Here is a 12,254-nt window from a genome sequence, read left to right as displayed (position 1 = left end):
GCAATGCAGCAGTACACACATCAACTTGAACTACGCGGGCGCTACCGATTGGTAGCGGTGACCCACGCGCCGGTGTACGCTCCCGGCGATGTGATCGGGCATGCGGTCATCGCCGATGACGGGGAACGTCTGTCCGATCTGATGTCGCTGGCCGAGGCGCGGCACTACCTGGAAGGGCTGCTGCGGGAAGAGGGCATCGAGCCCGGGCTGGAGGATGAAAACCACCTGCGGAAGAAGGCGTCACGCTGGCGCCGCCGCTAGTTCGTCGCGCCCTTGGGCGCATCATGGAGGATTCGGGTGTTGCCCAGTAAGAAGTATCTGCTCATCGCCATCGCCACCCTGGCGACCCTGGTGCTCGGGTTTGCGCTGTCCGGTTATCTGACCCTGCTGTTGCTCGGCCTGGATACCAAGCTCTTCACCTGGAACACCTATTACCAGTATTTCAATGCCCTGGACCAGCCGCAGGTCGCCCCGTTCGTGGGCAAGATCAAGTGGGCCGGCTACCTGGGCTTCGGCGTGCCGCTGCTGCTGCTGGCGGTGATCGCGCTGGTGGCGCTGCTGAAGAAGGACAAGCGCTCGCTGCACGGCGATGCCCGCTTTGCCACCAGCGCCGACCTGGCCAAGCACGGCATGTTCAAGAAGACCGGGCAGAGCATCGTGGTCGGCAGCCACGGCGGCAAGCTGGTGCGCCTGGACGGCCAGCAGTTCGTGATCCTGGCTGCGCCCACCCGTTCGGGCAAGGGCGTGGGCGTGGTCATTCCGAACCTGCTGGAATACGGCGAATCGCTGGTGGTGCTGGACATCAAGCAGGAAAATTTCGACCTGACCAGTGGCTGGCGCGCCAGCCAGGGCCAGGAAATCTACCTGTTCAATCCCTTCGCCGAAGACCGCCGCACGCACCGCTGGAACCCGCTCAGCTATGTGTCCGACGATCCGGCCTTCCGCGTCTCGGACCTGATGAGCATCGCCGCCATGCTGTACCCCGATGGCGCCGAGGACCAGAAGTTCTGGGTCAGCCAGGCCCGCAATGCCTTCATCGCCTTCACCCTGTACCTGTTCGAGAACTGGGACGACGAGCGCGCCAGCGGCTTCCCCGGCGGCATGGGCACGCCCACGCTGGGTGCGGTCTACCGCCTGTCCTCCGGTGACGGCACCGATCTGAAGAAGTTCCTGAAGGGCCTGTCCGAGCGGCCGTTCCTGAGCAGCAATGCGCGCTCGGCGTTCGCCAACATGCTGTCCCAGGCCGATGAGACCTTCGCCTCGATCCTGGGCACCTTCAAGGAGCCGCTGAACGCCTGGATCAACCCGGTGCTGGACAAGGCCACCAGCACCAACGACTTCCTGCTCACCGACGTGCGCAAGAAGAAGATGACCATCTATATCGGCATCCAGCCCAACAAGCTGGCCGAGAGCCGCCTGATCATCAACCTGTTCTTCAGCCAGCTGATCAACCTCAACACCAAGGAACTGCCCAAGTCCAACCCGGACCTGAAGTACCAGTGCCTGCTGCTGATGGACGAATTCACATCGATCGGCAAGGTCGACATCATCGCCTCGGCGGTGTCCTACATGGCCGGCTACAACGTGCGCCTGCTGCCCATCATCCAGAGCATGTCCCAGCTCGATGCCACCTATGGCCGGGAAACCTCGCGCACCATCATCACCAACCACGCGCTGCAGATCCTGTACGCGCCGCGCGAACAGCAGGACGCCAACGACTACTCGGACATGCTGGGCTACACGACCATCCGCAAGAAGAACGTGACCCATGCCCGTGAGAAGACCCACAGCTACAGCGAAGAGCGGCGTGCGCTGATGCTGCCGCAGGAACTGAAGGCGATGGGTCCGGACCACGAAGTGTTCCTGTACGAAGGCATCCCGCATCCGGTGAAGTGCGACAAGATCCGCTATTACAAGGATCGCTATTTCACGTCGCGTCTACTTCCGAAAGTTGACGCGCCGGTGCTCGACATTTGAGTTTCCGTCGATAAATGTGACGCATGCACGAATTCATGGATGTGAATTGGTGAAGTGCGTCAAAAAAACACCATACGTTGGTGGAATTCAGACTTGTCTGACATGGAATTGACGTGCGGTTGTGCGACTCTATGCACGGCTTGGGAATCCTCGTGATTCTGCTTGCTTTCAGAGTGGCCAGGAGTTTCAGCCATTGGAACAGGGATGGTTCCGACGTTGGTGAGGGCGCATGAGTGCGGCTTGGAAAAGCCGTGGTCTGCGACCTGGTTGGCAGCCTTCGGGTTGCAGGGGAACCGTGACAGTTGTGCCCTGTTAAGTGCGCTTACTGTGACGATTCCGGCGTGCGCCATGCAGCGCCGGACGACCAGGGGACCAACATCGGGACTGCTTTTTCGTACGTCAAAGTGAAGCCCGTATGAATCAGGCGTTTATCGTAAAAATGTCCATCGCCGCAGCCGCGGCGTTGATGGTGGCAGGTTGCGCCACCAAGCCCGCACCCGATTTCGGCGGACGCTGGAAGCCGGTGAACCGGTTTGCCACGGCCCCGACCGAAATCCCGCTCTATACCAGCTACGTGTACCAGGCGTCGCCGATGGACGGCACGCTGAAGGCGATGCTTGAGCGTTGGGCCAAGGACTCCGGCCGCACCCTGGATTATCGCCTCAGCTCGGATTTCACCCTGTATGGCGCGGTGTCGGACATCGACACCACCAACGCACAGCAGGCCGTGATCGACCTCACGGCAGCCTATGCGGCACAAGGTGTTTCCGTCTCCATCGTGGGCAACCAGATTGTCGTGCAGAACGCCGGATCGACGCCCACTGCGGCGGTTCCGGCGGCTGACGCCAACAGCGGCAGCTGAGCCCCACCGAAATCATCGAACGTGCCGCACCCCGCGCCCGCCGCAGGGGCGACACGCCCATTGATGTTTCAGCAGTACGGAAGAATCCATGTTCCGCAAGAAGGATGCAGGCAACAGCCAGAAGGTCGAGCAGTCGGTCGCCAAGGCGGTCAGCTACGAGATCACCGTGGCCGACATGGCACGACGCAGCGAGCGCCGCGCCTGGTGGGTGGCCACCGGTTCGTTGCTGATGTCGCTGGCGCTGGCGGGCGGCTACTACTACATGCTGCCGCTGAAAGAGAAGGTGCCGTTCCTGGTGATGGCCGATGCCTACACCGGCACGGCCACGGTGGCGCGGCTGACGGGCAATTTCGAAGGCCAGTCGATTACCGCAAGCGATGCGATCAACCGCAGCAACGTCGCCCAGTACGTGATGGCGCGTGAATCCTACGATTTCGCGGTCATGGGCCTGCGCGACTGGGCCCTGGTGCATGTGATGTCCGACACGCGCACCAGCTCGGCCATCCGGGCCTTCTATTCGCAGAACAATCCGCAGAGCCCTGTCGTGCTGTACGGCAAGGATCGGGCGATCCGGGTGAAGATTCTCAGCATCACCCCGCTGGAAGCACAGGTGAATGGTGGCTTCCGCGGTGCCTCGGTGCGCATCCAGCGCAGCGTGTACGACAAGAACAAGGCCACCACCTCGTACCTGGACAACCAGCTCATCACGCTGCGGTTCCGCTACGACAGCAACCTTGCCTTGAACGAGCAGCAGCGCATCCTCAATCCGCTGGGCATGCAGGTGTTCGAGTACCGTCGCGACAACGACTACTCGCGCGGCGTACCGGGTCCGGACGAGGCGCAGTTGCAGCAGCAGGCAGAACAGCAGGCGCTGCAGGCACAGCAGGGGGTCTACGACCCGAACAATCCTGCTGCGGCCACCATGATCGATCCGGCCACCGGCCAGCCGTTGGCGGTGCCGGGCGATGTGCAGGTCACCCCGCCCATGCCGGGGCAGCAACCCATGCCGGGGCAGCCGATGCCCGGCCAGCCCGTGCAGCAGGCTCAGCCGATGCAGCAAGGCCAACCGATGCAGGGCCAACCCATGCCCGGGCAGACCATGCCCGGCCAGCCGGCCATGAGGCCGGCGCAGAACCAATCCACCGGAAATGCTGATGGAGCAAGCAACCGATGAGTAGTCGAAAAGTCAGGGGGAGCGCATTGGCGCTGCTGTCGTTGCTGTCGCTGGTGTTCTCCACCGGCGCCATGGCACAGGCAGTGGACCATTACGAGTATGAAAAGGATCGCATCTATCCGGTTCGCACCGGCCTGGGCCTTACCACCCAGATCGAGTTGAGCCCGAACGAGAAGATCCTCGACTACAGCACCGGTTTCAGCAACGGCTGGGAGCTGACCCGTCGCGAGAACGTGTTCTACATCAAGCCGAAGAATGTGGACGTGGACACCAACATGATGGTGCGCACCGAAACCCATTCCTACATCTTCGAACTGAAGGTGGTGGCCACCGACTGGCGCCAGCTGGAACAGGCCCGCCGCGCCGGCGTGCAGTACAAGATCGCCTTCTCCTACCCGAACGACACGGTGTTCGGCGTGGCCCAGCAGGCGGTGGAAGAAGAAGCGCAGCCGCTGCTGAGCAGCGAACTGGCCAAGGATCGCCAGTACAACTTCAACTACTCCTATTCGACCAGCAAGGCGAAGAAGATGGGGTGGCTGATCCCCGTCAATGCCTATGACGATGGCCGTTTCACGTACCTGAAACTGCCCAACTCGCCCGAATACAAGACCGGCATTTTCCCGGCCGTGTTCGGTCGTGAGAAAGAGTACGGCGAGGACTTCGTGGTCAACACCACGGTCGAGGGCAACACCCTGATCGTCCACGGCACCTACCCGTACCTGGTCATCCGCCACGGCGAGTACGTCGTTGGCCTGCGAAGGAACGTGAAGAAATGAGCCAGCAGAACACCCCCGGCAACGATCCGAACAACGCCCGCGACGACGGGCAGTCGCCCTACGGTGGCCAGGGCCAAGGACCGGCCGAGTCGACCTCCAATCCTTACTTCGGCACGCAGCAGACCGAGTCCGCACCGAACCTGGATGCGGCGGCTCCGCAGCTGCGCTCGGCCGAAGAGCAGCGGCTGAACCGCAAGGCGCTGATGTTCCTCGGCGGCATCGTGGTGCTGCTGGTGGCCATGGGCTTCCTGCTGTTCCGCAAGGGCCAGGATGACAAGAACGCAGCGCCCTCCAACCGTCAGGAGGCCCGGGTATCGACGCCGGACCTGCCGACCGTTGCGCCTGCGCCGAGTGCAGCGGCGCCCGTCGCGCCGGCCGATCCGATCCCGATGCTGCCGCCGCCGCCGCAGCAGGACATTCCGATGGTCAGCCTGCAGGACGCTGATCGTGCGCGCCTGCGCCAGTCGTCCGAGCCGCAGGGTCCGTCGCTGCTGGACCGCCGTATTGGCAGCAGCAGCGGCTTCGGCGCCGGCGATGGCAACGCCAAGCCGCAAGGGCAGGGCACCGACTACAGCCAGGCGATGATCGCCGCCATGCAGGCCGCCAACCCGCAGGCCCAGCAGCAGCAGAAAGTGCGCCGTGGTCCGGACGTGGAAGACGTGTCCAACGCCAGCTTCATCCAGAGTCCGGATGCCCTGCTGGTGCGCGGTACCTACCTGCGCTGCGTGCTGGAAACCCGCATCATCACCGACATTGCCGGCTACACCTCGTGCCTGCTGACCGAACCGGTCTACTCGATCAACGGCCGCAACCTGTTGCTGCCGAAGGGTTCGAAGATCTATGGCTCCTACGGTGGCGGCCCCAACGGCAAGCGCGTGGAAGTCATCTGGGATCGCGTCACCACGCCGAACGGTATCGACGTGGCCATGTCCAGCCCAGGTATCGATGGGCTGGGCGGTGCGGGCCATCCTGGCCAGTACACCGCGCACTGGGGCAGCCGCATTGCGTCGGCGCTGATGATCAGCCTGATCGCCGATGCGTTCAAATACGCCGCAGCCGAGCACGGCCCGGAGTCGACCACCGTGGCCAGCAACGGGTTCGCCGTGCAGTCGCCGTATGAAAGCGCGACCGCCCGCACCATGGAGCGCCTGGCCAACGAAGCACTCAGCGAAGGTCGTCGCCCGCCGACGGTCACCATTAACCAGGGCACCATCGTGAACGTCTACGTCGCAAAGGACGTCGACTTCACCAACGTGCTCCACCCGCGCCGGTAATTCATAGAACGATCATGGACGCCGAAGTGTCTCCCATCGCCCTTGTTTCCAGCGAATTCCTGCGCTATCAGTACGAAGTGCTGGGCATCGCGGAGTACATGAGCTCGCCCGACGTGACGGAAATCTGCATCAACCGTCCGGGCGAGCTGTACCTGGAAACCCGGGCGGGGTGGCAGCGCGTGGACGTGCCGGGCCTGACCTTCGAGCGGGCCCGGCAGTTCTGCACCGCGGTGGTGAACGAGAGCAACACCGGCCAGCGCATCACCGATGCCGATCCGGTGGTCTCGCTCACCTTCCCCACCGGGCAGCGTGCGCAGTTCGTGATCCCGCCTGCGTGCGATGCCGGCAAGGTGTCCATCACCATTCGTCTGCCGTCCAAGCACACCAAGTCGCTCACCCAGTATCACGAAGACGGGTTCTTCAACCAGATCCTGGAACAGGACGGCAGCCTGAGCGAGCAGGACCGCGAGCTGCTGGAACTGCGGCATTCGCGCGAATACGCCGAGTTCTTCCGGCGTGCGGTGATGTATCGCAAGAACATCGTGGTGTCCGGCGCCACCGGTAGCGGCAAGACCACCTTCATGAAGGCGCTGGTCAACCACATTCCGGACAACGAGCGCCTGGTCACCATCGAGGACGCCCGCGAACTGTTCCTGACCCAGCCTAACGTGGTGCACCTGCTGTACTCCAAGGGTGGCCAGAGCACCAGCAACGTCACCGCCAAGAGCTGCATGGAAGCCTGCCTGCGCATGAAGCCCGAGCGCATCATCCTGGCCGAGCTGCGCGGCGACGAAGCGTTCTACTTCATCCGTAACTGCGCCTCCGGTCACCCGGGTTCGATCACCAGCTGCCATGCCGGCAGCCCGGAACAGACCTGGGACCAGCTGGCGCTGATGGTGAAGGCCTCCAACGAAGGCTCCGGCCTGGAGTTCGAGGTCATCAAGCGCCTGCTGATGATGACCATCGATATCGTCGTGCATATCAAGGCGCATGCCGGTTCGCGTTACATCACCGGCATCGATTTCAATCCTGGGCGTGCCCAGGGGCAGGAGGGCTGAACGATGTTGCCAGGCCTGGAAATGATGGCATGCCCGGAAATGGCCGTGTCCATGGACGTCATGCAGCACGTCATCAACGTGGAATCCTCGCGCAACCCCTTCGCCATTGGCGTGGTGGGCGGTGCGCTGGTGCGCCAGCCCAAGGCGCTGGATGAAGCGCTGGCCACGGTGCGCATGCTGGAAGAGAAGGGCTACAACTTCTCGGTCGGCCTGGCCCAGGTGAACCGCTACAACCTGGCCAAGTACGGCCTGGACTCCTACGAAAAAGCCTTCCAGCAGTGCGCCAACCTGCAGGCGGGCTCGCGCATCCTGGCCGAGTGCTACAAGCGTTCCGGGCAGGACTGGGGCAAGTCGTTCAGCTGCTACTACTCGGGCAATTTCACCACCGGCTTCCGCCATGGCTACGTGCAGAAGATCTACGATTCGATGCGCCGTGGGCAGCAGGTGGCCAGCAATGGCGCAGTGCCGATCGATGTGGTCAGCCGTGGCGAGCGTCGCACGGTAAAGGTTGAACACCATCCGCAGACGCTGTCGCCGGTGCAGTCGCGCATCGTCGCCCAGGCCGACGCGCCGGTGTACGTGCCGTCCAATGATCCGGCCCGTGCCTACACGGTCTACCCCTCGGCGGGTGCCATGGCGCGAAGCAGTGCCTTGAACCTGGCCGACCAGGCGCTGTCGCGCGTGGTGCTGGGTTCGGTGGATCGCATGATGCAGCCGCAGGCCCAGCCCCAGGCCATGCCACAGCAGATGCCGCAGCAGTTGCCGCAGGCTGGTGGCGACCAGGCCATGCCGCAGCAGCTGCCCGGCGTGGCAGCGGGGAACGGGCAGCCGGTCATGCTGCGCCCGTGGAGCGAGCGCAACCAGCCGGTGGCCGCACCAGAAAATGCATACAACGTGCCTGCGCAGGGAGCGCCGGTGCAACAGATTCCCGCAGGGGATGCGGCCTTCGTGTTCTGACGAAGTCGTGGTACGGCCAGACCCCCGGCTGGCCGATTCAGTTGTGTTAGTCCATCAACAAGGAAATCAATCCATGAAGCGATTCAATCTCGATCTGGCCCAGGCCCAGCGCACGCTGAAGACCATGCTGATGGCCGTTGCCTTTGTCGGCCTGGTGTTTGCTCCGCAGGCCATCGCCAGCGGCACCGACTTCGGCGGCACCGATGAAAAGGTCTGCGGCTTCTTCAACAACATCAATGGTCTGCTGAACATTGCCTCGATCGCCGTGGTCACCATCGCGGTCATCTTCGCGGGCTACCAGATTGCCTTCGCCCACAAGCGCATTGCCGATGTGGCCCCGATCCTGATCGGTGGCGTGCTGATCGGCGCTGCCGGCCAGATCGCCCGCATGCTGCTGGGTGAAGGCAGCGACGGCAACTGCTCGGGCAGCTCGGCCGCCATCATCAACAACGTGCTGCAGTACTACAGTGCATAAGAACGTGCTGTTCCGCGGCTGCACGCGCCCGGCGATGTTCCTGGGCGTTCCCTACCTGCCATTTTTCATGGTGGCAGGTGGGTTGCTGCTGCTGAGTGTGTACACGAACTTCTGGTTCCTGCTCACCATTCCTGTCGCCATTTTCATCATGCGGCAGATGGCCAAGCGCGACGAGCTGATCTTCCGCCTGCTGGGGCTCCGCCTGCTGTTCAAGTTCAAGGCGCGCAACCTGCAGGACCACGATGGAATGTGGGTGTTCAGCCCGAACCACTACCGCAAGAAACCCGCCCGCATGGATTGACGGGCAACGGCCGGGCAGGTGTACGAACCTGCCCGGCCACCTCGTAGTTCCCCGGCTTACCTTTTGGAAGCAGTCGCATGTTCTCTCCAGATACCTCCATCAGCGAATTCATTCCCCTGTCGTCGCATGTGGCGCCGAACGTGGTCAAGACCACGGGCGGTGACTATCTGTTGACCTGGTACCTGGAAGGGCTGCCCTTCGTCGGCCGCGAAGAGTGGGAACTGGAGCACCGCCACAACACCTTCAACCGCCTGCTGCAGACCCTGCGTGCGCCGGACTTCGTCAACGTCGCCTTCTGGGTGCACGACATCCGCCGGCGCCGCACGCTGAAGGGCAAGAGCCACTACGGGCAGCGCTTCAACCAGGACGTGGCTGACCAGTACATGGGCATGCTGTCCTCGCAGCGCATCATGCAGAACGAGCTGTATCTGACCATGATCTACCGCCCGGTCGTGGCCGGTAAGCGTTTCGTGGAAAAGTCGGCCAGCATCGAAAAGCTGCAGGGCGAGCAGGACCAGGCCGTTGAAAAGCTGCTGGAGCTGGCCGGCAACGTCGAAGCGGTGATCCGCGATTACGCACCGTACCGCCTGGGCATGTATGAAGCCAAGAATGGTGTGGTGTTCTCCGAGACGCTGGAGCTGTTCGGCTACCTGATCAACCGCGTGGACGAGCCGGTGCCGGTGCTGCCCGCGCCGGTGAAGGACTATCTGCCGATCAGCCGCCACATGTTCTCGGCCAAGACCGGTGACTACGTCATCAACACGCCCAATGGCGCCAATCACTTCGGCGCCATCCTGAACATCAAGGAGTATGCCGAGGGTACCTACCCGGGCATCCTCAATGGTCTGAAGTACCTGGACTACGAGTACGTCATCACCCATTCCTTCAGCCCGATGGGCCGCCAGGACGCACTGAAGGTGCTCGATCGCACCAAGGGCATGATGATTTCCTCCGGCGACAAGGCAGTCAGCCAGATTGCCGAGCTCGACTACGCCATGGACCAGTTGTCCTCGGGCAACTTCGTGCTGGGTGAATACCACTTCATCATGGCCGTCTACGGCGACAGCCAGGCCAAGCTCTCGCAGAACGTGGCGACCACGCGCGCCGAGCTGTCCAATGCCGGCTTCGTGTCGACCAAGGAAGACCTGGCCATCACCTCGTCGTTCTATTCGCAGCTGCCGGGCAACTGGCGCTACCGCACGCGATTGGCCAACGTCAGCTCGCTGAATTTCCTGGGCTTGTCGCCGCTGCACAACTTCGCCACCGGCAAGCAGCACAACAACCCCTGGGGCGACTGCGTCACCACGTTGCAGACCACCAACGGCCAGCCGTACTACTTCAACTTCCACGCCACGCATCCGTCCGAGAATTCGCTGGGTGAAAAGGCCATCGCCAACACCATGGTGATCGGTAAGTCCGGTACCGGTAAGACCGCGCTGATCAACTTCCTGCTCAGCCAGGTGCAGAAGTACGACCCGTCGCCCACCATCTTCTTCTTCGACAAGGACCGCGGCGCCGAGATCTTCGTGCGTGCCTGTGGCGGCAACTACCTGGCCCTGGAGAACGGCGCGCCGACCGGCTTCAATCCGTTCCAGTGCGAGAACAGCGAAGCCAACGTGCAGTTCCTGGCCGACCTGATCAAGGTGCTGGCTGGCAAGCGCGAATACAGTGCCCGCGAAGAGGAAGACATCTACCGCGCGGTGGAAAGCATGCTGGACACGCCCATGCACCTGCGCAGCATGACCAACTTCCAGAAGAGCCTGCCCAACATGGGCGACGACGGTCTGTACGCGCGCATGCGCCGCTGGACCTCGGGCAACTCGCTGGGCTGGGTGTTCGACAATCCCGTCGATACGGTGGACCTGAGCAAGGCCAACATCATCGGCTTTGACTACACCGACATCATCGACAACCCCGAAGTGCGCGTGCCGGTCATCAACTACCTGCTGCACCGCCTGGAATCGCTGATCGACGGTCGTCCGCTGATCTATGTGATGGACGAGTTCTGGAAGATTCTGGACGGCGAGGGTGGCCTGAAGGAGTTCGCCAAGAACAAGCAGAAGACCATCCGTAAGCAGAATGGTCTGGGCATCTTCGCTACGCAGAGCCCGGAAGACGCGCTTAAGAGCGACATCTCCGCTGCCCTGATCGAACAGACCGCTACGCTGATCCTGCTGCCGAACCCGAACGCCAGCAAGAGCGACTACATGGACGGCCTGAAGCTGACCGAGGCCGAGTTCAAGGTGGTGACTGCGCTGGACGAGCGCTCGCGCTGCTTCCTGGTCAAGCAGGGCCACGCCTCCAGCGTGTGCCAGCTCAACCTGCGCGGCATGGACGACATCCTGTCGGTCATTTCGGCATCGACCGACAACATCGAAGTCATGCACCGGGTGCTGCAGACCGCGGCGGTGCGCGCCCGCGTGACCGTGGACGAACTGACCCCGGACCAGTGGCTGGACGCGTTCTACAAGAATCGAAAGGGCTCGGGCAAGCGAGCCGACAAGGACCAGGAGGAGGCGGCATGAAAACCATCACCGAACTGCAAAAGGAAACTGCCATGGGCATTGAAACCCGAAAGAGCGCGCCGCGTCGTCGGCGCTTGGCGCCGCTGTTCGCGGCCATGTTGACCCTGGGCATGAGCTTCAGCACCGGTACGCAGCAGGCGCAGGCCATGACCGTGTATGACCCGGCCAACTGGATCATGAACTTCCTGCAGGAATACAAGTCTGCCGGCGAGTACGTGACCGAAGCCGGGCGCTGGAGCGAGACGGCCGGGCAGTACATGAAGACGGTGGAGAACTGGGTTTCCAGGTTGCAGAACTGGTACCAGATCATTGCCTCCCCTCTGATGCCGGTCACGCCGGTGCTTACCCGAATTCCCGAAAGCTGGAACGTCGCCGAGAAGTGCGGTGGTGGCTCGATGGTCAGCCAGGAAGGCCTGATGTCGTTGCTGGGTGTCAGCCCGGGTGGCGACATCGGCGCACAGCAGCGCTCGATCTGCGCCTACATCCAGGTGCTTGAGAACAAGAAGTACAACGAAACCGTGGACGTGGTGACCAAGTCGCTGCCGGCCATGGAAGAAATGCTGGGCACGCTGCGCAAGATCCGCAACGCGTTCCGTAACGAGGGCGCGCTGCAGGAGGATATTTCCAATAACACTGCCAGCCAGCTTGCGATGGACAAGGCGTTCAAGGAATGGGAGACCAAGATCAAGGTCTACGACCAGCAGATCGCGGCCCTGCAGGGGCGTCAGCGCAACCTGACCGAGCGCGCACTGAAGGGCGAGAGCAACCCGCTTGGCACCGTTATCAAGGCTGCCGCGCTGAAAACCGCGCTCTCCAAGTGAACCACGTGCGTAACGCACTCCAGCAGGGCCCCAACGCGGGGCGGGTGATGTGAT

Annotated in this window: 12 protein-coding genes; all 12 read left to right on the top strand. The window is 62.6% G+C overall.

All coding sequences use genetic code 11. The annotated features are described in order from the left end of the window. Positions 1–3: 3 nt before the first annotated feature. Positions 4–261: a hypothetical protein gene (locus C1933_RS11755; RefSeq protein ID WP_108753406.1), complete on the top strand. Its 258-nt coding sequence runs from the start codon at positions 4–6 to the stop codon at positions 259–261. Between the two features lie 36 nt (positions 262–297). Then, a complete protein-coding gene (locus tag C1933_RS11750) occupies positions 298–1,977 on the top strand; it encodes a type IV secretory system conjugative DNA transfer family protein (protein WP_108753405.1) in 1,680 nt (559 codons plus the stop codon). A 415-nt stretch (positions 1,978–2,392) separates the two neighbouring features. Next, positions 2,393–2,839: a hypothetical protein gene (locus C1933_RS11745; RefSeq protein WP_108749944.1), complete on the top strand. Its 447-nt coding sequence runs from the start codon at positions 2,393–2,395 to the stop codon at positions 2,837–2,839. An 88-nt stretch (positions 2,840–2,927) separates the two neighbouring features. Then, positions 2,928–4,013 (top strand): type IV secretion system protein, encoded by a 1,086-nt coding sequence (locus tag C1933_RS11740; RefSeq protein WP_108753404.1) that lies wholly within the window; start codon positions 2,928–2,930, stop codon positions 4,011–4,013. Beyond that, positions 4,010–4,789, top strand: a complete 780-nt coding sequence (locus tag C1933_RS11735; protein WP_108749942.1) for a TrbG/VirB9 family P-type conjugative transfer protein — start codon at positions 4,010–4,012, stop codon at positions 4,787–4,789. The genes C1933_RS11740 and C1933_RS11735 overlap by 4 nt, the downstream gene beginning before the upstream one ends. After that, on the top strand, positions 4,786–6,063 hold the full coding sequence (locus C1933_RS11730) for a TrbI/VirB10 family protein (protein WP_108753403.1): 1,278 nt from the start codon (positions 4,786–4,788) through the stop codon (positions 6,061–6,063). The genes C1933_RS11735 and C1933_RS11730 overlap by 4 nt, the downstream gene beginning before the upstream one ends. Before the next feature lie 14 nt (positions 6,064–6,077). Next, a complete protein-coding gene (gene virB11 / locus C1933_RS11725; RefSeq protein ID WP_108749940.1) occupies positions 6,078–7,121 on the top strand; it encodes a P-type DNA transfer ATPase VirB11 in 1,044 nt (347 codons plus the stop codon). Between the two features lie 3 nt (positions 7,122–7,124). Continuing rightward, the gene (locus C1933_RS11720; RefSeq protein ID WP_108753402.1) at positions 7,125–8,078 is read left to right on the top strand and encodes a lytic transglycosylase domain-containing protein; all 954 of its coding nucleotides are present in this window, start codon (positions 7,125–7,127) and stop codon (positions 8,076–8,078) included. 73 nt (positions 8,079–8,151) lie between these two features. Continuing rightward, positions 8,152–8,553, top strand: a complete 402-nt coding sequence (locus C1933_RS11715; protein WP_108749938.1) for a TrbC/VirB2 family protein — start codon at positions 8,152–8,154, stop codon at positions 8,551–8,553. After that, positions 8,546–8,854, top strand: coding sequence for a VirB3 family type IV secretion system protein (locus tag C1933_RS11710; protein ID WP_108749937.1), 309 nt, complete (start codon positions 8,546–8,548; stop codon positions 8,852–8,854). The genes C1933_RS11715 and C1933_RS11710 overlap by 8 nt, the downstream gene beginning before the upstream one ends. Positions 8,855–8,931: 77 nt before the next feature. After that, complete coding sequence (locus C1933_RS11705) at positions 8,932–11,379, top strand: VirB4 family type IV secretion/conjugal transfer ATPase (RefSeq protein WP_108753401.1); 2,448 nt, start codon at positions 8,932–8,934, stop codon at positions 11,377–11,379. Further along, positions 11,376–12,200: a hypothetical protein gene (locus tag C1933_RS11700; RefSeq protein WP_234413305.1), complete on the top strand. Its 825-nt coding sequence runs from the start codon at positions 11,376–11,378 to the stop codon at positions 12,198–12,200. Before C1933_RS11705 ends, C1933_RS11700 begins: the two co-directional genes overlap by 4 nt. Positions 12,201–12,254 lie beyond the last annotated feature (54 nt).

This window comes from Stenotrophomonas sp. ZAC14D2_NAIMI4_6, from assembly GCF_003086875.1.
Lineage (GTDB): Bacteria > Pseudomonadota > Gammaproteobacteria > Xanthomonadales > Xanthomonadaceae > Stenotrophomonas.
Note: the sequence above shows the minus strand (reverse complement) of the source record. Positions and strands in the feature narration are given on the sequence as shown.